At 55.1% G+C, this 20,548-nt stretch carries 16 protein-coding genes and 1 pseudogene; 2 read left to right on the forward strand and 15 right to left on the reverse strand.

The features are described 5' to 3' along the window. Positions 1-75: 75 nt before the first annotated feature. Genes MLD04_RS11210 through MLD04_RS11275 form a run of 14 tightly spaced genes read right to left on the reverse strand, consistent with a single transcriptional unit; the run spans position 76 to position 17,718 of the window. Entirely contained in the window at positions 76-1,182 is a 1,107-nt protein-coding gene (locus tag MLD04_RS11210; protein WP_248158202.1) for a glycosyltransferase family 4 protein, read from the reverse strand. Position 1,183: 1 nt separating this feature from the next. After that, positions 1,184-3,073, reverse strand: a complete 1,890-nt coding sequence (asnB, locus tag MLD04_RS11215; RefSeq protein WP_248158203.1) for an asparagine synthase (glutamine-hydrolyzing) — start codon at positions 3,071-3,073, stop codon at positions 1,184-1,186. 2 nt (positions 3,074-3,075) lie between these two features. Continuing rightward, the gene (locus MLD04_RS11220; RefSeq protein WP_248158204.1) at positions 3,076-4,239 is read right to left on the reverse strand and encodes a glycosyltransferase; all 1,164 of its coding nucleotides are present in this window, start codon (positions 4,237-4,239) and stop codon (positions 3,076-3,078) included. Beyond that, positions 4,236-5,588 (reverse strand): O-antigen ligase family protein, encoded by a 1,353-nt coding sequence (locus MLD04_RS11225; RefSeq protein WP_248158205.1) that lies wholly within the window; start codon positions 5,586-5,588, stop codon positions 4,236-4,238. The genes MLD04_RS11220 and MLD04_RS11225 overlap by 4 nt, the downstream gene beginning before the upstream one ends. Continuing rightward, on the reverse strand, positions 5,588-6,760 hold the full coding sequence (locus tag MLD04_RS11230; protein WP_248158206.1) for a glycosyltransferase family 2 protein: 1,173 nt from the start codon (positions 6,758-6,760) through the stop codon (positions 5,588-5,590). The genes MLD04_RS11225 and MLD04_RS11230 overlap by 1 nt, the downstream gene beginning before the upstream one ends. Beyond that, entirely contained in the window at positions 6,757-7,839 is a 1,083-nt protein-coding gene (locus MLD04_RS11235) for a FemAB family XrtA/PEP-CTERM system-associated protein (protein ID WP_248158209.1), read from the reverse strand. The genes MLD04_RS11230 and MLD04_RS11235 overlap by 4 nt, the downstream gene beginning before the upstream one ends. Continuing rightward, entirely contained in the window at positions 7,829-8,956 is a 1,128-nt protein-coding gene (locus MLD04_RS11240; RefSeq protein WP_248158215.1) for a GNAT family N-acetyltransferase, read from the reverse strand. The genes MLD04_RS11235 and MLD04_RS11240 overlap by 11 nt, the downstream gene beginning before the upstream one ends. Positions 8,957-8,981: 25 nt before the next feature. Beyond that, positions 8,982-10,808 carry a carbamoyltransferase family protein gene (locus MLD04_RS11245; protein WP_248158216.1) on the reverse strand — a complete coding sequence of 609 codons (1,827 nt, stop codon included), beginning with the start codon at positions 10,806-10,808 and terminating at the stop codon, positions 8,982-8,984. Further along, entirely contained in the window at positions 10,805-11,800 is a 996-nt protein-coding gene (locus MLD04_RS11250) for a polysaccharide deacetylase family protein (RefSeq protein WP_248158217.1), read from the reverse strand. The genes MLD04_RS11245 and MLD04_RS11250 overlap by 4 nt, the downstream gene beginning before the upstream one ends. 20 nt (positions 11,801-11,820) lie before the next feature. Then, positions 11,821-13,176, reverse strand: a complete 1,356-nt coding sequence (locus tag MLD04_RS11255; RefSeq protein WP_248158218.1) for a hypothetical protein — start codon at positions 13,174-13,176, stop codon at positions 11,821-11,823. A 3-nt stretch (positions 13,177-13,179) separates the two neighbouring features. Then, positions 13,180-14,055: a P-loop NTPase family protein gene (locus tag MLD04_RS11260; RefSeq protein WP_248158219.1), complete on the reverse strand. Its 876-nt coding sequence runs from the start codon at positions 14,053-14,055 to the stop codon at positions 13,180-13,182. A 2-nt stretch (positions 14,056-14,057) separates the two neighbouring features. Next, on the reverse strand, positions 14,058-15,626 hold the full coding sequence (locus MLD04_RS11265; protein ID WP_248158220.1) for an XrtA system polysaccharide chain length determinant: 1,569 nt from the start codon (positions 15,624-15,626) through the stop codon (positions 14,058-14,060). After that, positions 15,626-16,264, reverse strand: a complete 639-nt coding sequence (locus tag MLD04_RS11270) for an XrtA/PEP-CTERM system exopolysaccharide export protein (protein WP_248158222.1) — start codon at positions 16,262-16,264, stop codon at positions 15,626-15,628. The genes MLD04_RS11265 and MLD04_RS11270 overlap by 1 nt, the downstream gene beginning before the upstream one ends. 38 nt (positions 16,265-16,302) lie before the next feature. Next, the gene (locus MLD04_RS11275) at positions 16,303-17,718 is read right to left on the reverse strand and encodes a TIGR03013 family XrtA/PEP-CTERM system glycosyltransferase (protein ID WP_248158224.1); all 1,416 of its coding nucleotides are present in this window, start codon (positions 17,716-17,718) and stop codon (positions 16,303-16,305) included. A gap of 256 nt (positions 17,719-17,974) precedes the next feature. Here MLD04_RS11275 and MLD04_RS11280 point away from each other — a divergent pair, with 256 nt between their 5' ends. Together MLD04_RS11280 and MLD04_RS11285 are read left to right on the forward strand one after the other, a co-directional pair. Then, positions 17,975-18,922 (forward strand): XrtA system polysaccharide deacetylase, encoded by a 948-nt coding sequence (locus MLD04_RS11280; RefSeq protein WP_248158225.1) that lies wholly within the window; start codon positions 17,975-17,977, stop codon positions 18,920-18,922. A gap of 20 nt (positions 18,923-18,942) precedes the next feature. Continuing rightward, positions 18,943-19,974 carry an ExeA family protein gene (locus MLD04_RS11285; protein WP_248158226.1) on the forward strand — a complete coding sequence of 344 codons (1,032 nt, stop codon included), beginning with the start codon at positions 18,943-18,945 and terminating at the stop codon, positions 19,972-19,974. On the opposite strand, the pseudogene carB reads toward MLD04_RS11285, so the two are convergent. After that, positions 19,946-20,548, reverse strand: a pseudogene (gene carB / locus MLD04_RS11290) (carbamoyl-phosphate synthase large subunit); the annotation flags it as partial. The gene MLD04_RS11285 and the pseudogene carB sit on opposite strands and share 29 nt — an antisense overlap.

Below are 20,548 nucleotides of genomic sequence, written 5' to 3' on the forward strand. Positions count from 1 at the left end.
TTAATTATCTTAAATAAGTCTTATTGTTCTCACTGCTGCAGCCAGCTTCTTGACACTCTACGTCAAAAAGGCCTCTCACTGGCGATATATATGGTCATATGATGTGGCCATCTGCATTGCTGAAAATCGCGCCTCAAATTGATGAAAAGCCGCCAGTGCCATTGAGGCTCGTTGATCAGGTTTGCGATAAATACGATCCATAGCCTTGTAGAACTCGTCGACGCAATTTGGCTCAGTGAGAATGCCGGTCCTATCGTTTTGGACAATCTCGGGATTACCGCCTACACGAGTTGCAATTACTGGTTTTGAGAGGCTCATCGCTTCCAACAATGTCATAGACGTCCCTTCACTGTGGGAAGACAACAAGAAAACATCAATCGTCGCGAGATATTTCCTTGGCACCGCTCTGAAGCCAGTGAAGTAGACTGAGTCCAATATGTGTAGTTCTTTGGCCAGATTTAAAAGGTTCTCCTTCTCCGGTCCATCGCCTACGATCAATAAAATGGAATCCGGATGCACCTGGTAAAACCGGGCAAATGCCCTCAGCATCAGTTCTTGGTTCTTGATGGGGTCAAGTCGTGAAACGGTACCAAATACAAAGGCGTCGGCTCTAATTCCCAGTTCCTCACGGACATCCTTCTTATCATTGTCTTCAGTAATTAAAGGCTCGATACCGTTATAGATCACCTGCACCTTCCATGATGGGATAAACTCATAGGTTGCCAACGCTTCCTTGGTAGCTCTTGAAATTGCGACCACTGCATCACTAGTTAACGCCATCAGAGGGTTAAGGAGTGCGGCCTTATAGCGGTAACGATCTGGATAAAACCTACCATGTTCCGTAAAAACAAGCTTTGCGGAGGTTCCCAACGTCCCGAACCACCCATAGACGAATGGCGTGTATTGGTGGCAATGAACGATATCTATGGACTCTTCTCTAACATATCTTCGAATATGACAAATCAAAGTTAGATCGAAACCTGGCTTTCTTGTGAAGCTAGTAAGACGCCCGACTTCCCCTGCAATAAGCTCGCCAAGCACTCCAATCCTGCCATCGATGCACAGGATTTCATTCGTATAGCGGTCTTTCGGAAGATGGGTCAATAATTGCCGGATGACTTGTTCTGTTCCCCCGATTCCCATATCGAACGTCACGTGGAGAATCTTGAGGCGACCTTCCAATCTACGACTCATAAGCGATAAACCAGAGTTCAAAAACCAGGAGACTCCACAACTCCTGCGTATATCTATCGTCGCCGTTGAGATGCCTCTGCCAGAGTTCAAACACCTTTTTCATATCAAAAAATTCGGAAAGCCCGCCTTCTCGATTCCGGAAGATTGCGTCAGCAAGTTCTCTCAGTTGATGTCGTAACCAATCGGCCAAAGGAACCGAAAATCCCATTTTTTTTCGATATAGCGTTTCTTCTGTAAGTAACCCGGAAAAGGCTTTTTTTAGGATATGTTTCTTGTCTTTACCGCAAAGTTTGAGCCTTGAGGGAATTGCCGCGGCATATTCAACGACCCTGTAATCAAGCAACGGTGCCCTTGTTTCTAGGGAATTTGCCATACTCATCCGATCTACCTTCACAAGTATGTCGCCCGGCAGATAAGTCTTTATGTCGGTGTAAAGCACCCGCGATAGATGATCGTCCGTATCAGGCGTGTTGTAGAAATCACTGGTAATTTTCGATACGTCATAATCGGAAGTTTCTCTACGAACCCGATCATTGATCAACCACTCCCAGACGGATTCCCGGAAAAAGCAATTAGTTCGGAAAAATGCTTCGTCAGGACCAATAGCCAGAGTAGACATAAGTGACGATGCTTTACCTGCAATCGACCCATTAAAAGCTCCTGCCATTCTGGCAAGAGAAGGGAAAAGCGCATTTCTCATCCAGCCCGGGAACAGATTACGTAAACGGTTTTCAATCTGGTCGGTACGATATTTGGTATACCCCGCAAAGTTTTCATCGCCACCATCACCTGCAAGTGCAACCGTGACCTGTTTACGAGCCAATTCCGAGACAAAAAACGTAGGAACAAAAGAGGGATCGGCGAAGGGTTCATCGAAAAAACGAGCGATAGGAACCAGGTTGTCCGCTATATCGTCACGTACCGTGAATTCGTGATGATCAGTCCCGAATTGGGTAGCGACCTTTTTCGCGAATTCCACTTCATCAAATTTCTTGGAATCGAACCCGATCGAGCATGTTGTGATTGGTTGATTAGAATTTTTGGCCATCAACCCGACGATAGCACTTGAATCAATCCCTCCACTCAAGAACGCGCCAAGAGGAACGTCGCTAACCATTCTGAGGCGGACCGAATCTTCAACCAGGTCATAAAGTTCATCTTGAATCTGTTCCGGGCCTGCCTCATTCGCTCGGGTAAAATCAACGTCCCAATACTGCTTGATATGGACCGTTTCCCCGTCAGTCTTTGCCAGATAGCCCGGTGGAAGCTTATGAATCTCTTGGTATATCGTCTTTGGATCTGGTACGTACTGATAAGCAAAGAAGTCTTTCAATGCGTCCATTCTTATATTCGTCTTCAGGAAGGGAACACACTTTAACGCTTTGATTTCAGATGCGAAACCGAATTGCCCGTTGACATGAAAGTAATAAAGCGGCTTTTTGCCAAGACGGTCCCTCGCAAGAAACAATTCGCCGTTTTCTTTATCCCAGATGGCAATCGCAAACATGCCATTGATCAGTTCGAGACACCTTTCCCCATACCGCTCATAAAGTGCAAGTAAGACTTCTGTGTCCGTGTGCGTTCGAAAACCAACGCCCTCTTTCTCCAAAGCATCCCGGAGCTCACGAAAGTTGTAGATTTCGCCATTGAAACAAATGACATATCGGCCACTTATCGATTCCATTGGCTGATTGCCCGCTGAGCTCAGATCAATGATGCTCAGTCTCCTGTGAACCAGACCGATTCCTCCATCGAGGTAGACCCCGCCGGAGTCTGGCCCCCGGTGATAAATTGCGTCACCCATTTTTTCGAGCCATGAGCGATGCTCAGAATGGCCCGGGGTACCACTGTTTCTGAAAAAGCCCGCGATACCGCACATGATTACTGTGAGCTCCCAAGGACGCTACGCCCATTACCGGCCCTCAAGTTTTCAAACAGCGCAACATACTCCTGAGCCATACGGTTTGCAGAATAGCGGTCGTATATTCTTTCCCGAGCAGCTTGGGCTAGCTTTTTGGCAAGCACCCGATCTTCCAGGAGTTTTCTGCAAGCGAGTTCAAGCGCTCTTTTATCGCCGAAAGGCACCATCAGACCGGTAACGTTATTTTCGATCAGTTGGTCAACGCCGGGAATGTCGTAGGCCGCAACCGGGACACCCATGGCCATGGCTTCCATCATGCACCGGGGGATCCCCTCCAATGAGGAGGTCATTACAAAGAGATCAAATTGCGAAAGAACTCGGAGACGATCTGTGCGGAACCCCATAAAGTTGATGGCGTTGGCGCTATCAAGCGCCATTGCTCGTCGCTCGAGTGCACCCCGTTCACTTCCATCACCCAGCAGCCTCAGTCGCAGGGATGGATCCTCCCTGAACAGGCGATCGAAAACGTCGATCAAATCGGCAACGCCTTTCCTTGGAATCAGCTGTCCAACGAAACCCACAACCTTTTCACTACCTGCGCCACTAGAGAACTCTTCAGCTTCAGAGAAGTGGGCTGGAGCCTCCTTATCGATTTCAAGCAAATCAACGCCATTCCGAATGAGGTAGAGTTTTTTCTCAGGAACCTGGAAGCGCCTCATATCTGCGACCAATTCTTCAGAAAGTGGCGCAACGGCGTCAAAAAACTTCAAAACCCAGGTTCCAATGCGAATGAAGGTGGCAAGCTTGAGCCCCACCTTTCCGGAAAAGCCATGAGGCGTGCTCACGCATTTGATACCTGCACTCCTCGCGGCGATCAGACCAATAATATCGGACTTATAACCATGGGTATGGACAACATCGATTTCCCGCTCTTTCAGTGTCCGGGCAAGGCGGTGAATCGCCCTCAAATCAAAACGCCCATTCATCCTGATGCGATGTACCTCTCCAAGATTGTGGGGATAGTGCTCGGCGATTGAGAGATCCTGGTTCGGTGATTCTTCAGTCACCGCCAAATCGCAGACAATTTCTTTCGGGTCCAGGTTATTGGCTAGCGCCAGAACCCAGCGTTCTGCACCGTAGAAACCGGATGGCGTAATGAACTGTAAAACTCTCAGCGGTTTCATGGGCGGCTGTATCCTTTCCGCGTTACATTTGGATTGTCTGCAGGCGACTTGTCTTCAATCGCTTTTTTCCGGGGTTGCAGAAAATACACCTTGATCCCGATCAACAGGAACAAGATCATCCAGTAAAGAATTTCTGCCCGGAACCGGTTGATGAACGTTGCCGGGATTAAATAGCTGATGAATGCACACTCCAGTGCGAGTAGATGAAAATACGATTCACTATTTCCATTTTCGATCACCCATTGCTTGGCCTTTCTGGATATTTTGTAAAGAGAAGCAAGAAATATGAAAAATATTCCTATGCCCAGCCAGCCAATTTCCGACAGCCCCTGAAACCAGGATGAATGAACCGCACGATTTCCCTTCGGCCCGACCTGCTCTTCGGTCAAGTATTGAGGCGATAACACGTTATACCCAAACACCCCCATGCCCATGGGATGCTCTTCCATCATGTCGAACGTAGTCAGCCAGTAATTGACCCGACTAGAGCCACTTTCCTCCTGATTGTCCAACTTTTCGAGCGTTTGCATCCTCGACCAGAACTGGTCATCCGTAACATAAAGACCGCCCGAAAGACCCAAGAAAACAATTAAGATGGCCATGCTTCGCTGCCCTTTTCGCTGCTTCAAGGAAAACAGCATGAAGAGAAGGAACAATCCTGCCCCCCCAACTACCCCCAAAAATGCTCCCCGGCTATTGATTAAAACAAGGCCGTTTGCGATAAGAGCGCCACAAATAACGCATAGCAGTTTGACTTTCTTGTTGCCCAGCCATGCAAAATACATCAGGAAAACCACTGCGGGAACTATCGCCGCCGCCGTATCGTTCGCATCAGGCGCATCAACGAGGCCGATACCCTCTACCCGAGCGAACTCGTTTCTTCCTGTTATCGTCGCCAGGTAGCCTATATAGGTGGCCCCCAGAACGTACGCCCATATAGCGAGGTTGAGAAGCTTTTCCGAATGGATCAACTTATAGGCAACAAAAATGATCACAAAAAGTTTGGTTAAGTTGAACGTAAAGGTGTGATGCATCGCCGGACTCAGCGCGAACGGAGCAATCAGGTAATACATGGTCAGGATGAGCACCATCCACTTGAACGCGGGCTGTTCTCCCCAGGGACTTTTCTCGGTATAGAAACGATACTTTACTACAAGCGCATAGAGCATCAGCACGGACGCTATAAATGAGTAACTGATTCCGGGTATCTGGGCCGACCACCAGCGATTGTCAGGATTAAGAAAATAGACGAACTCATAAAGGATGAAGGCGGCAGCACCATTAATAAAAAGTGCAAAAAAGACACCGCCAAAGAAGAGTGAAAGAAACAACAGCGCAAACTTCGACATTACCGCTGCCCCTCGCCCGGCCGGGCACTGGACCAGGTCACCTGGGTCTGCCCCTGCAACGCCTTCACAATGCCCCGAACGGCATACCAGTTGACTGCAACGAAGTAGTAAGGCAATGCCAGCCATGCGGGCAGTTCATTTTTCCGGGACGAACGGCTTCCAACCAGGGCCAGCAGCAGTAGCAGGCCGCCACCCAGCGCAATGAGCACAAACAAAGGGTGTCCCGCGATCGCCAGCAGTACACTGCCCGCGTATCCGATCAATAGAAACAGGGGGATGAGCCAACGGAGCAGTTTGTGGGAGAGCACCTCGAACGAAAATATGCCGGTCCTCCATGGCAGCAGCACCCCCTTTACCCGCATCAGGCCCCGAATGCTTCGGTTGACGATGCGTTCCTTTCGCGCCAGCTCCCGGTCAAAGTCTCCTGCGGTTTCCTCGAAACATCGCGCTTCGCTGTCAAAGACGCCACGGTATCCCTTGGCGATGATCTGGAGCGGGTTCACGAAATCGTTGATATCCCTTTGCTGAAGCGGCTCCCAGAGCACCGAACGAATTGCGTAAATGGCACCATCTCCACCAACCACGGAATGCAGCCGGGATTCCATGGATTTGATCGCCAGCTCATAGCGCCAATAGAGGTTTTCGTTTCGGGCACTGGCCCCTTCGCTGCCATCCGTGTAGAGCGCGGCGCCAACCACGTAACCCACGCTCTCATCGGCAAAATGGCGGACCAGTTTCCGGATGGCATCGGGGGCATACATGGCATTGGCATCGCTGAACACGACGATGTCACTGCTTACCTGCTCCATCGCCAGATTGAGCCCCATGGTTTTGCCGAGTCGGCCTTCCTGACGGATCAGCGTGATTCCCACATTCTGGTAGCCCAGGACAATCTCATCGGTGCCGTCGTCGGAACCGTCGGAGACTACCAGGACAGTCAACCGGTCGGCGGGGTAATCCAGGGCAAGCGCGTTATCCAGCTTTGCCCCGATGACACCCGCCTCGTTGTAGCAGGAAATAATCAGAGTAACGTCCGGCTGGATATCGTCCACACGATGCGTGCGGGCAGGTTTACCCCGGGTCAGGCTCCAAAGGAGTGCCGGATAGCCAAAGTAGACATAAACCGGTACCAACAGGCACAACAGCGTAAAAGCAATTGATAGACTGATCATAATGTTATGTATTTTCTGAGCTTGGGCCCAAGCCAGTTAGCAAGGCCCAGTGGCATTCGCTGCCAGAGTGTTTCGACAATCCGGCGAATGCGGCTGGTGGCACTGACGGTGCCAGACGGAGTCCGCGATTCCGGCGCTGAGCGCCCAGCCGGCTCCAATCGCTGCCAGTTCAACTCCGTGGGTAACGCCCCCCACTGCTTCTTGAATCGAAAGGTGCCCTCTCCGGGTGTTGACCGCCCGAAATCGAACTGACGATAGCCGGCATCCGCCAGATGGCTCAGGAAGGTCCAATACAGCAGCATGTTCGGTGCCAGATGGTTGTATTCCGCGCGAGTGGATGCCCAGGGAGTGCAGGCCCGGGTTCCGTTGGTCAGAACAATTCCCGCCCCCACAACATGGGCTCCTGCGTAGACGAGGCCGATCAACAGATGATCTCCGTAGGCCTGCGCCAGTGTTCTGAACCAGGCCAGGCTATGCACCGGTGAGCCCAGGCGGTGCATGTTATCGGCGAACACCTGATAAAACGCGTCGATGGCGGCAGGATCCTGGTGGATCTCGGCTGTCAGTCCGTTCTTCTCGGCTTTCCGGATCTGGCTGCGCAACTTGGGCTTGAATTGCTTGAACAGCGCTTCCGACGATTCCGGAAGATCCAGGAGCATCCGTACTTTGGCCGGCAGGGCCTCGGCCGGCATCGACATGTCGACCGGTTCTCCCGACACCCGGATCTCAACGCCGTTACTGCGATTGGTCGAGGCCAGTTTCCTGGCCGCTTCCGTGAGCGAGTAGCGGATATCCTCGTTATCGGCCAGCGGCCCGCCAAGGTCACAGAATGGGAGTGACACCAGGCTGGAGGATCCCAGCGGAGGTTTCACCTCCACCAGTGGAAGAACGCCGCAGAGCTTTTCACCTCGGTGAGCGCTGACAACCCAGGCTGTGTGCCCGTATCCGGCTTCTGCTGCGGTTAGCCAGCCACTCCTGTGGTAAGGCGTCGCATCCGGATGTTGATCAACATACTCTTGGTAATCCTCCACGGGAAACACGGCGAACCGCGAAGCCCGGACAGCGAGATCAGCGTTCATAACCGGTACTCGCCTCCCCTAGCCAGCGATTCCTGGCCCGTCGTGCCACATCTTCAAGCTTCAGTTTGAACCGGGCCCGCTGGAGCGCTATCTGCACCAGGTTTCGGTGAAGGGTGCCCAGATTGGCCTTGTAACGTTCGTCTCCACCCATGAAATCGTAGTAGTGGAAACCGTGGTGCCGGTAATCCTCGATGCACAGGCTGTGACCCAGCAGGCCGGGCTTGAACCGATTGTCCGAATCGACCGCCATCCCACCGAGGTAAAAGTAGACAACCTGCTTGTAGAGGAGATTGTAGAACGATGCGATCTCTTCATCGCCGGCCATAACCGACACCAGGTCCACGCCGCCATCCGGCCACTGGGCCCGGATCATTTCCCGATGAAAACGAACAAAATCCGGATTGGCAAAGCCACTCTGGTCCGGGCCATTGCCCCAACGCTGCAAATGGCGTGGCCCGATGCGATCAAATACGGCAATGGCCTCTTCGACCGTATCGGGCCGCACGAGCCGAACTTCACCCAACTGTTCGTACAGGCGATGGGAACGATTGATCTGGTATCGGGTATTTCGGGACAGGCGATCAAGGTAATGCTCCCCGGAATGGCGGAGGGCATCGAGGTCCACACCGTAACAGGGCGCTTCCCAGCGCACATGCTTGTGGAGACCGGTGATCGCAGCGTATTTATCAGCCTCGTCGGCATCAACTGCCCCGATAATGAACTCGTCCCATTCCGGCATCTCATTGGTGAGATAGTTCAGACAGGCCCTGGCCACCTCGTTTTCCTTGCCATTTTCAGCCAGGAATCCGTTGTATTCGATCCAGATCTGGTCGAGGAGCCTGTGCCCTGTCTGGTGCAGTCTCAGGCACCGGGACTTGAGGACCCCGTGGCGACGCTCTTCGGTCTCGACCACCAGCCCAAGCCCAACCAGACGATCCCCTTCCCGAACCCGCAGCACCATCGCGCGGGGCTCGTAGACGTGCAGCCAGTGACCAAGCCATTGCCACGACAGGAATACCGGCGATGTCGAACGGCTTTCAAGTTCCAGCCACTCGTCCCTGAGGGCCGGTGTATCGGCGGCGGGTACGCTTGTGACTGTCAGCGGTCCTGCTGTCATGGTGTCGTCCGTTTCCAGATCCGTTTCAGTGTGCCGGGTTAGGATGCCTGACCAGGAACGGTCCGATCGCCAGATAATCCAGCGCCCCCTGCAGGAAGGCCCGGACCGCATCTTCAGGGCTGTTCACAATCGGCTCTTCATGCATGTTGAAGCTGGTGTTGATCAGGCTGGGAATGCCGCTGAGCTTTTCGTATTCCGTCAGAATGTCGTAGTACCCGGGATTGACCTCACGACGAATCAGTTGAGGCCTGGCAGTACCGTCCACGTGCACCGCTGCCGGACAGCTCTCTCGCATGAATTCGGTGCAGTCGAACGTGATGGTCATGAACTCCGCCGCGTGCTCCGCCCCACGGATATTGTGGTAGCACTTCTCCCTCGCTTCGTAGAGGGTCACCGGCGCAAACGGCATGAACTCGGTGCGGCCAAGGCGTTTGTTCAGCCATTGGTTCACCTCGGGCTCCCGGGCGTGGTACATGATGGAACGGTTGCCCAGGGCGCGTGGACCATATTCCATTCGCCCGTCAAACCGGGCAACCACTTCGCCGCCGTGGATCAGTTTTGCCACCTCTGCCGCCAGATGCTCCGGCCGTTCGTATGCCAGGCCTTCGGCATCCAGCGCCTTTCGGATTTGAGCCTCGGAGTATTCGGGCCCCATGTAGGCACTGGTAATGGAGGGCTTAACGCCACCCGGCCAGCTGTGGTAGAGCGCGGCACCCGTGCCACACCCGCCATCCCCCATATTCGGGTAGACAAAGATATGGTTGACGCCTTCAATCTCGAAGATGCGCTGGTTGAGCTTAACGTTGGCAGTGACGCCCCCCGACAGAACGATGGTATCGATGCCGGTCTTTTCCACCCAATGACGGATGTAATTGGTGGCCACTTTCTCGAGTACGTACTGGTAGGCGGCGGCGACATCGATTTTGGGGAATTTCGAAGCCAGATACCGGGAAAAATACACGTTGTTGGCCTCGTAGATCCTGAAGTCCCCGGGCGTCTGTTCGATCCGGGACAACAGGATGTCACCGAGGATAGAAGGATCACCGTAGGAAGCCAGACCCACGATCTTGCCCTCATGACGACTGGGCTTGAAGCCGAGGCTTGAGGTTACATGCTCGTAGAGGGTTCCGAGCGAGTTTGGGAATGGCAAGCCATGAAGCCGGTGGATCTTGCCATCCCGGGCTTCACTGACCGATCCGGCCAGACCCGAGCCATACCCGTCCAGGGTCACGCAGAGTGCTCGCTCGAACCCACTGCACAGGAAGCTGTTGGCCGCGTGAGAGAGATGGTGATCCATGCGTTTTACCGGCCCGGTCCAGCCAGCTGCCGCCAGCCCGGCCGTCAGATCCTTCTCCCAATGCTGGAACGACTCCGTTGCTGCCTCGCCCCACTGGCGGGAGGCCTTGAGTGCCGCGTTGTTCGAGGCCAGTTTCTGAGCACCTGCCATGCTGTAATAGGAGCTATGGAGGAAGCCTTTCTCCATGATCGCGTTGGGGTGTTCCAGGCCGTGAATGGGTTGATTACGATCCGGAACTCGAGTGAGTGCTTCTTTGATCTGGGGGCCAAGATCTTCCGGCTGAAAGGCTTTGATAAAGGCCTTCTCATCCTCAAGATTTTTTGAAAAGAGCTTCTGTTCGTTCTGCCAGGTCAGGAACGGATAACAGACCTGATCAATGTCATCCATGGTCAGTCCGGTATCCGCCAGTGCCGCTTCCAGCGCCAGCCGTGGGAATCCTGACTGCTGTTTGGTTCGGGAAAAGCGTTCCTCCCCTGCTGCAAACAGTATGTTGCCATCTTCTACAATGGCGACGGTTGAATCCTTGTCCAGCGGGGATATCCCGAGCACTTTCATGCCATGTTCTCCATTACCTGTCGAATCCGTGTGGGCGTTGAGGCCTGCCCACCAAGCTCGTTGAAAAAGAAATCGAAGAAGGTGCGGAAGCTGTCCAGGAATCGGGTCAGCTCCTGCTCGTTGTTAACGTACGTAGTATTGCCGGGCACCACCGAAGGGCTGTGAAAGCTCCAGGTGAACGTTCGCAGCCCCTGCCGGAACAAGGCGCGAGTCAGCTTGATGTGTTCGTCCGAAGAAAAACCTTCGGGTGACAGCATCAGGCGATCCACCGCTCCCAGTCGGGACAGGATGCCGGGCGCCCGAAAGCGGCGGAACGTCTGCGCAAGTTCGTACAGTGGTAGTGCCGCCCGGCCGGCCCAGCCGACAAAAGCCCCGGTACAGGGAAGTTCCAGGATGGGCCGCGACTCACCACCAAACCAGAAGGGATCGGAAGTGTAACGGCGATAATCTGGGCCGCCATCCGAGCGTGAATCCAGCGGCGGACAGACCGATAGATCCACATCAAACCCCAGTTCCTGGAGAATGCCCGTGGTGTTCGGCCCGAAACCGTATCGCCCGGCTTTGTAACCAACCGGCGGCGCACCGAAGTTCTCGGTGATCGTGTCCCGCAGGACCCGGAGCTTTTCCCGCTCAAGTGCCTCAGGGAGGTTGCCCGGGTACATATTCGATCGGCTCAATGTCTCCTCCTGGGGCGGATTCACCCAGGGATGGAGGTGGGCACCGATCTCGCACTGCCCCCGTTCAACGTATTGCTTGAGGAGCCCATAACCAATGGGCTGACTGGCGACCGGATAATCAATCACGTAGCACGGGCTGATTCCGTATTCATTGAAAATGCCCTGCACGCGATCGATGTGCGCCATTGCAGTCACCTGATTGGCGTCGGCGTCCGGCTCGGCGTTCCAGTCAAACTCCTCCTCGGTATCGATGACCACAATCAGCTGTGGCGGCATTTCCGGCGGGAGGTGAATATCTTTCCGTTGATCGAACATGATTCCTTTCGTTCCTCGTGTCATTCCGTCCCGGAATTACCCATCAATGCAAACCCGTGGGTCAGGACCAGCTTCAGAACGAACTGCTGCTCATTGGGTGTCGCCAGACGACTATCCAGATAGGACTGGTTGAACTCCACACCGAATGTGGTCAATTCCGCCAGCTGTCTGCTCCAGCGGGTATTGAAACGATGGATCTGCTGGTCGAAGGTTCCGGCGTTGTCACCAGCCTCCGCCTGCCAGATGTAAGCGAATTCAAGGCGCTGCAGATTGGTAATCTGAAAACCCACGTTGAGGTTGGCGCTGTATTCGTGAGTTTTGACGTCGGTGATCTGTGATCTGAGTACGGCCGCTTCCAGCCCGAAGCCGGCGTTGCAGATGTCGCACAGATTGTTGTTGCTATGGGTCAGAGCAACCGAGTCGCTGATCACCAGGTCCCTCACCCGCACTGAGTCCGGCAGGAAGTCAAAAACAGGGGGCAGGTTCAGCGAAATATCGGTAACACTGTCAGAGAGGCGGCGGTTGTAACTGACCGATGTACGGAACCCTTCCCCGATCCAGGATCGCTCCAGAAAGCCGGTGACGGCATCGCTGGTGGAACTGGAACCGTCCGGGTAATCCGTATTCGCCTGGCTTGCACCGGCACCCACCCGAAACTGGCCGGTTTCGAGCACACGGTCATAGATCAGCTGCGCGGAATCGATTGTGATGTCGAGAGTGTCCTCGTTGGACCAAGATCGGCTGGCAACCAGTGACCCCGTGGACCGTTCACTCAGACGCCTCGCCAGCTCAGCCGACGCTGTCACAGATTCATCGTTGCTCAGCGCTCCACTGCCAAAGCTCTGCCCCGCCTGAGCCGACATTCGAAGGGACGTCAGATCACCGGGGTACACGCGCAGGCCGGCGCCGGCCGTGAGCGTCTGACGAGTGTCGTAGCTTGAGGGATTGACGACAAATCCGGTGTTATTCCGGACAGACTGAATGGTGTGACCAAGGTTGAAATCAACCGGGTTTGCCGGGTCGAAATAGTTGTAACGCGCCAGCCCATTGATCGAGCTGTTGTCGGTCTGATCGCCGGTAGGAAGGTCGCGCGAGGTTTCCAGGGTGCCTCCGTAACGCAGGGCCAGATGGTTGGCGCCACTTTGCAGGGTGCCGCCGACGTTGCCGGACACACCCAGACTCGGCTCTGTCGTGGAATCCCATCCGTCACCGGCGTCGACGCGGGTGTGGGTGATGGCGGTAAAGGCGGAGCCGGTGGCCGTCAGCGAGGTAATGCTTTCGTCAAGCGTTTGGGCCCGGGTGGTCATGGTCGCCATCAACAATACACATCCGGAGGCCAGTCCGAGATAGCTCGCGCTTCCGTATCTACCTGCCATCGGTCACTCCTGAAAAACCAGCCCGGAGAATTTACCCGAATCCAGCGCGTCGACAGACTCGTTGATTTCCTCGCCGCTCACCTCGCCGAACGGCACGGAAAACACGACCTGATCGCAGAAGCGCTCCAGAATCCGGGCTTCGGTATTGGTTCGGAATGGCGGTGCATTTACGATGATGCAGCGATCCGGATAACGGCCCTTCAGTTCATTCATCAGTTCACGCATGCGCACTGACGAGAAGAGCTCCACTGCCGACGACGCCTGGGTACCTGCCGGAATAACACTGAGACGCTCGACACCGCTTGGATAGAGAATGTCTTTCACATCGCAGGCGGAATCGGAGACGTAGTCGGTAACACCGGCTTTCAGGGTCGTGGAAACCAGCGGTTGAAGTTCCTGATGATACGGATCGCAATCCACCAGGAGCGCAGCAGTATGGGAGTCCATGGCAAAGGCTGCGGCCAGATTGAATGCCGTCAGGAGCGATCCGCCCTGATTGCCGAGACTGCTGAAGAGCAACGCGAAGCCTTCTTCACCAGCGCGGTTCCGTAACTGGATACGAAGCTCGCGATAGGCGTCCATGACTTCCTTGTCGGCCATGCCCGGATAGATGATCTTGCGTTCCCGGAGCTGCTCCCGGGTCCAGGGCCTGGGGTTGGCGATCATCCCCAAGGAGACAGAGGCGTCATAGACGGTCGGCGGATGCTCTTCCGGCTGGGTGTCAATCTGGACCCAGTTCGGTTTGTAACGATCGGAACCGGCGTAGGGACGCTCCTTTCTGAAATTCTCCTCGGGCTTTGCTTCCCCACGCTTCAGCGCCAGTTGCCGCTGCTCTTCCTGACTCTTCAGCAGCGCGTTGTAGAGCTTGTTATCATCCATTGTCATTCACCACCGCCGAGGATCGTCCCGATCTTGTTGATGAGCTGCTCCGGCGTTACGCCCATAACGCTGAACAGGAGCACCGACAGGTAACCGATCATAAAAATCACCAGAATCGACAGGATCAGGATCGTATCCCTTCGCAACAGACGATCCTTCCAGGTGCTGCGGTAGTGAGGAATGCTGGTCAGTACCGGGATGGTCTCGGGCAGAGTCAGGTGCAACGCTCTCGGCGACCGGATCCGTTGGTCAAACATAACCAGAGCGGTCAGTAGCCCCAGAACCATCGCACTTCCCAGGAAGGGACCTGCCAGCCCGACCTGATACAGCTGGAGTCCGTCCCAGTGGGTCGGGAACGACGCCGGCTCCTGTATCTTGTAACTGACCCCTTCGCCCTGAACGTCGAGCGTCATGGACAGGCGTGCTTTCTCGCGGCGCTGGAGCATGTCTTCGTACACGCCCTTGGTAACGTCGTAATCGCGGGTCAGTTCAGCCAGTTGTGCCTGATTGGCCGCGACTCTCTCGGCGCGTTGGAAAGCTTCGTCCAGCAGTTTCTGCAGAGACTTTAGCCGATTCTTTTTCACCGCCAGGCCGGTGGTGGCATCGGACAACTGCATTTTCAGGTTTTCATAAACCGGGTTCTCCATCACCTGGGTGACGGCGCCCTCCCGTTCATGGTCACCCTGTTTGGAGACCTGCTTTTCCAGATCCGCAATCTGGTCCTTCACGCTGACCACATCCGGATGCTTTTCCTGATACTTCAGGAGCAGAGAGTCCAGTTCCTGCCGCAAACTCGCCAGGCGGCGTTCGGCAGAGGATTTTCCCGGATCTGTTGTGATCTTGCGGACCGGCTCTTCCTGGGCAAGTTGCTTTTTGGTGAGCGCGACCTCCGATTCGGTCTGCTGAATCTCGAGCTTCAGGTTTTCGATGTCCGCCCTGAGGGTTTCGATACGCTGGCGGACGTTGCTTTCCGTTCCGTCCTGGTTGTTGGACTTGAATTCCTTGAGTTTCTGCTCCGCTTCCTCAAGCTGACGCTGGTAAGACTTGACCTGGGAATCAATAAACTCGAACGCGCCCTGACTTTCGGAGCGCTTTTTGCGAACGGTGCGCTCCACAAACCGGTTGAGCACCGCACTCATGACCTGGAACGACTGATTTGGATCGCCGCTCGTATAACTGAGTTCCAGAAAATTCCGGTTGGAGACCCTGAGATCCACTTGCTTTCGCAGGTTACCAACCGCCACCGTCCGGTCCTGATCGGTGTCTGCAGTGGAAATCAGGCCGGTGTCCATTGCCACCTGCTCAAGGAAGGAGCGGCTCTGGATCATTTCACGCGCTTCATTGATCCGGTCGATCTGCGTGACTTCCGCCTGGCCCCGCAGCAGCGGCTGAAGAATGTTGGACTGGTCCGCATACAGCACCGCCTGGGAGGTATAGCTCTTGGGTGTGATATATCCAAGGGCCAATACACCGGCGGTAACCACCATAAACAACACCGTCGCGGCCACCCGGCGACGGTACAGTTCCAGCTTCACCGCCCTGAGTGTGTCCAGGATGAACTGGATGTCCATCAGAGCTCACCCCGGAAGAGCTGCTTTCGCGGAACACTGATGACGTCACCCGGTTGGAGGGCGTAATTGGTGCTCATATCGCCATCGGTAATCATGGCTTCCAGGTCCAGCCGGTAACTCTTGTATTCGCCCTCCACCTTGCGATGCATGACCGCACGGTCGTCTGCGGCGAAGTCGGTAACACCACCGGCCATCAGCACCAGGTCAAGCACCGTCATGCCGGGCTGGAACGACACCGACTGAGGGTTCGCTACCTGGCCGGTGATCCTCACCCGGTTGCGGAACTCCTTGCTGCTTGGGTTGGTGACCATCACCGTGACTTCCGGCGTGCGGATATACTCGCCGAGTGCCACGCTGATTTCCGATGCCAGTGCTTCCGGCTCTTTGCCATCGGCTTTGACATCGCCCATCAGGGGCATAGAAATGTACCCGTCCGGCCGGACAACGATGGACTGGCTCAATTCCGGGTTGCGCCAGACGTGGATCGATATCGTGTCACCGATGCCGATCAGGTAGGGCTCCGGCTGAATCTCGGAGACTTTCGGCATGTCCGCCGATGACGGCATGCCGCTACAGGCCCCCAGCAATCCGGCCAGAAAAACCAAAATCAACGTTCGCAAGAAAGTGACCATTCCCATGTACGCCCTCCGAGTCCCTGCTGTTCTTGTGTTGTTTGTTATCTAACGCCCTTCCCGAGAAGCACCACCTCGACTGTCTGGATCATAATCAGGAAATCCATCAGGAGGCTGTGGTTCTTGGAGTAATAAAGGTCGTATTCCAGTTTTCCCTTGGCATCTTCGACAGAGGCACCATAAGGGTATTTAAGCTGAGCCCAGCCCATCAGGCCAGGCTTTACATAATGACGGGTGTCATAAAACGGTATTTTTTCCTTGAGTTCCGAGACAAACTCCGGCCGTTCGGGACGGGGCCCGACAATGCTCATCTCGCCCTTGATCACATTGTAGATCTGGGGTAACTCGTCCAGGCGGGTGTTGCGGATGAACGCTCCGACTCTGGTAACCCGGTTGTCGTTCGCCGAAGCCCAGCGTGCCTTGCCATCCTTTTCCGCGTCCTGGCGCATACTCCTGAATTTGTAGATCCGGAACTCCTTGCCGAGCATGCCAACCCGCTTCTGGCTGTAGAGGATCGGGCGTCCTGTCTCAAGGAAAACCGCCATGGCGGTCAGGATGATGAAGGGGAACATGACCACCAGCAGCGCCAGGCTCAGTGCCAGATCGACAAATCGCTTGGCAAAATTCCGGCTCTTCGACGCCTTGAATCCCTCGGAGAATACGATCCAGGAAGGGTGCACCATATCGAGCTTTGCCTTTTTCAGCTCGCGCTCGTAGAAATCGACGCCATTGGTGACAGCGATGCCCCGCAGCTTGCACTCCATGAGTTCCGGAACAGGGAGCCAGCCGCCCTCGGTGCGACGGCGTTCCTGCTGGGCGACCACGATCTCCGAGACCTTGTTTTCCTTGCAGAACTGGTAGAAATCGTAAGGCGCAGGAAGCAATTGATCCTCGGCGACGGAACTGTGGGCATTTTCCGGGATGCAGCCGATGATCCGGATGCCAAGCTTCCGCATATTGCGCTGGTACTCGTCCAGAAGCGACGCCGCGAAATCGCCGGCACCAAAAACCACAACCCGCCGGACCAGCTGCTCGGAATCCACCACCCGCAGGAAAATCAGTCGCATCAGTATGATCACCATCGATGCGAGCAATACCGCCCAGAACAGGTTTGCACTGCCCGGGTCTGCCTGCGGCAGCACACCATAGACCAAGGTCAGACCGATACCGCCAACAAAGCAGTAGGCGATCAAGGTCCGAAACAGAAGCAGTGAAAGCGTTTCCTTGGCCATGGCCAGATAACCGCCCATCGCAAGGGTGCCGCAACTGAGGGTTATCGCAAACAGGAAGGCAGCGACCATATCGGTATGCATGGGCGCGTGATCAATGCCGACCATCGCAAGAAAGACGGTCAACAGTGAGAAGATGCCGAACAGTACCCCGAACTCCAGAACAGCAAGTACCAGATACGGGATATGAAGGTAATGTTTTCTAAAACGTATGTACGACACGCTGAACATCCTTGTCGTCTGTTTGACAATCAGCGACAGAACAACTTCCCATTAAACCAGCCATTCAACCCTTTGCACTGGTTCTCTTTTACCACGGAAACCATTCTGCGCCTGCCATTCTGCAAACTCAACCGATTTGTATCGTTTTGTAACCGTCTTTTACATTGTTTTATGTTTCAGAAACATTATATATGAATCAGGTAATTGTATTTATGGCTGTCGTGGGCGAGAATCGGCCTAAGGCTTGAAATGGGAAGGAGTGCCCATGCCAGATCTTACCCAGCCGCAGGAACCGGCAACCAACACCAATCGTGGCCCCGCAGACTCCAGACCGCTGCATGCCATGAGTATTGATGTGGAAGATTACTTTCACGTTGCAGCGTTATCCCGGGTGATTCGACCGGACCAATGGGATAGCTTGCCCTCCCGTGTCGAACAGAATACCCGCCGGCTGCTTGCCCTTTTTGAATCCCGCGATGTGAAGTCGACCTTCTTCGTGCTTGGCTGGGTCGCAGAGCGGTTTCCATCGCTAATACGGGAGATCGCAGACGCCGGCCACGAGATCGCCTCCCATGGCTACAGCCATCAGTTGATCTATCGCCAGTCGCCGGATGTCTTCCGCTCAGAGACGGTTCGCTCCAAAAAGCTTCTGGAAGACATTATCGGCCAACCCGTCACCGGCTATCGGGCCGCGAGTTACTCCATAACGAAAGATTCTCTCTGGGCGCTCGATATTCTCGCGGAGAGTGGCTTCACCTGGGACTCCAGTATTTTCCCGATTCATCATGACAATTACGGCATCCCGGACTCGCCCCGGGAGCCCTACACCATTCGTACCGGAACCGGCCAGGAACTCCGGGAATTCCCGCTGACCACGGCTCGTGTCATGGGGCTGAGCATTCCGGCCGCCGGGGGCGGTTACTTCCGGCAATTTCCCTACCCCCTGTTCCGATACCTGTTCAGCAATGCGTCCGGCTTCGGCGAGCGCCCCCAGATGTTCTACCTGCATCCCTGGGAAGTGGATCCCGACCAACCACGATTCAATAACGCAAGCTGGTTTTCGCGGTTCCGTCATTACACCAACCTGGACAAGTGCGAAGACCGCCTGGCACGACTGCTTGACGATTTCCGTTTCGGCACGGTGAGCGAAAGTTACAACGCCTACCAACCCGACTCCCTGAGAATCAATACCGACTTGGCAAAACTGGCCTGAACGGCCGACAGGAAATGAGCATGTACCTGGACTTTTTTGGACTGCACAGACACCCCTTCCGGATCACCCCGGAAGACGACTTCATATACATGAGCCAGCAGCATTCCAGGGCCTATGTCTACATGTCCTCGGCCATCTGGAGCTCAGAAGGATTCGTGGTGATCAGCGGGGAAATCGGCTCCGGAAAGACCACACTGCTCAAGAAGACCATTCGGAGTCTCGAAGGCGACCTGAAGCTCCTGAACATTTCCTATACCAACCTGGAATCCCGTGACCTGTTTGGTCTGATCCTTCGAAAGGCCGGACTGAAAGTCGAGGACGACAGCAAAGTCGCCATGCTGTTCCAGATTACGGAGTACCTGGAGCGTATGGCTGCCGCCGGGACCCCGGTGGTGCTGACGATCGACGAGGCGCAGAACCTGACCCGTGAAAACCTGGAAGACATTCGCATGCTCACCGGCATGGAGAGCATGGGCGGACCATCAATGCGGGTGATTCTCCTCGGGCAGCCGGAGCTGAAAGGCGCGGTGACAGCCATTCCCCAGCTCAGCCAGCGGGTGAAGCTGTTCTTCCACCTGGAAGGGCTGACTCAGTCCGAAACCGCCGAATACATTGATTACCGCCTCCTGGTCTCTGGCCACGGAGGTAACAAACTTTTCGACGAAGATACCGTCCGGGAAATCCACAAGCTCAGCAAAGGCATCCCCCGTCTCATCAACAAGCTGTGTGACGGCATGATGATGTGCGCTTACGCCGAGGATCGCCCCTTTATCGATCCCCACGACCTCAAGAGCATCCGCAAGGACCTGCTTGGCGAGGATGTTCCGAGCGAACCGCGTCGCCCCGCCCCGAAAAAGGCCGCCGAACGCCCGGCCAACCGGTCGTCAGCATCGGATTTCGCCGGTGCAACCAGTGCACTGAACCGGATTGCAGACGCATTGGAAAGGCTGGACGCGCGGATGGCGAGAGTGTTCCCGGAAGAGAGTGAGAACCCTCAGGACAATGTAACACCCATGGGTAACGTCAAGCCTCTGTCGCCAAGCCGGAAGTAGTCTGCAGCGAAGGGGCGCGGGCGATCTGTTGCAGACTGCGGACCTGATCGATCGATCCGAAGGCAATTGCCCGGGCGTACGCCTCACCACCCGCCAGCGTGGTCGCCATGGGGATTTTCATGCGTACCGCCATCCGTCTGAGTTCGGCAGAAGCGGCAATCGTCGCCCGCCCATCGCTGGTGTTCAGGACAAGATCCACCTCCCGGTTTCGAATCGCATCCAGAACATGGGGGCGCCCTTCTTCGATCTTGTTGATCTGATCACACGAAACACCCTGCCCTACAAGGAATTCCGCGGTTCCAGCCGTTGCAACAAGCTCAAAGCCGCCGTCCAGAAAACGGCGCGCCACGGCGACTGCGCCTGGCTTATCTTCATCGCGAACCGACAGGAATACCCGCCCGGAGCATGGTAGCGATTCACCCGCGCCCAGTTCTGCCTTGGCAAAGGCCTCATCAAAACTGTCGCCCAGGCCCATGACCTCGCCGGTGGACTTCATCTCCGGACCGAGGATCGGATCCACCGCCGGGAACTTGTTGAACGGGAACACCGATTCCTTCACCGCGTAGTAGGTCGG

Origin of the sequence: Marinobacter koreensis, from assembly GCF_023156285.1 — a bacterium.
Lineage (GTDB): Bacteria > Pseudomonadota > Gammaproteobacteria > Pseudomonadales > Oleiphilaceae > Marinobacter > Marinobacter koreensis.

What these genes read in the sequence shown, in the direction of transcription:
- MLD04_RS11260 (WP_248158219.1), bottom strand. Translation starts at nt 14,055, where the DNA reads ATGGATGATAACAAGCTCTACAACGCGCTGCTGAAGAGTCAGGAAGAG.
- MLD04_RS11265 (WP_248158220.1), bottom strand. Translation starts at nt 15,626, where the DNA reads ATGGACATCCAGTTCATCCTGGACACACTCAGGGCGGTGAAGCTGGAA.
- MLD04_RS11245 (WP_248158216.1), bottom strand. Translation starts at nt 10,808, where the DNA reads ATGAAAGTGCTCGGGATATCCCCGCTGGACAAGGATTCAACCGTCGCC.
- MLD04_RS11235 (WP_248158209.1), bottom strand. Translation starts at nt 7,839, where the DNA reads ATGAACGCTGATCTCGCTGTCCGGGCTTCGCGGTTCGCCGTGTTTCCC.
- asnB (WP_248158203.1), bottom strand. Translation starts at nt 3,073, where the DNA reads ATGTGCGGTATCGCGGGCTTTTTCAGAAACAGTGGTACCCCGGGCCAT.
- MLD04_RS11285 (WP_248158226.1), top strand. Translation starts at nt 18,943, where the DNA reads ATGTACCTGGACTTTTTTGGACTGCACAGACACCCCTTCCGGATCACC.
- MLD04_RS11220 (WP_248158204.1), bottom strand. Translation starts at nt 4,239, where the DNA reads ATGAAACCGCTGAGAGTTTTACAGTTCATTACGCCATCCGGTTTCTAC.
- MLD04_RS11225 (WP_248158205.1), bottom strand. Translation starts at nt 5,588, where the DNA reads ATGTCGAAGTTTGCGCTGTTGTTTCTTTCACTCTTCTTTGGCGGTGTC.
- MLD04_RS11270 (WP_248158222.1), bottom strand. Translation starts at nt 16,264, where the DNA reads ATGGGAATGGTCACTTTCTTGCGAACGTTGATTTTGGTTTTTCTGGCC.
- MLD04_RS11275 (WP_248158224.1), bottom strand. Translation starts at nt 17,718, where the DNA reads ATGTTCAGCGTGTCGTACATACGTTTTAGAAAACATTACCTTCATATC.
- MLD04_RS11240 (WP_248158215.1), bottom strand. Translation starts at nt 8,956, where the DNA reads ATGACAGCAGGACCGCTGACAGTCACAAGCGTACCCGCCGCCGATACA.
- MLD04_RS11250 (WP_248158217.1), bottom strand. Translation starts at nt 11,800, where the DNA reads ATGTTCGATCAACGGAAAGATATTCACCTCCCGCCGGAAATGCCGCCA.
- MLD04_RS11255 (WP_248158218.1), bottom strand. Translation starts at nt 13,176, where the DNA reads ATGGCAGGTAGATACGGAAGCGCGAGCTATCTCGGACTGGCCTCCGGA.
- MLD04_RS11230 (WP_248158206.1), bottom strand. Translation starts at nt 6,760, where the DNA reads ATGATCAGTCTATCAATTGCTTTTACGCTGTTGTGCCTGTTGGTACCG.
- MLD04_RS11280 (WP_248158225.1), top strand. Translation starts at nt 17,975, where the DNA reads ATGCCAGATCTTACCCAGCCGCAGGAACCGGCAACCAACACCAATCGT.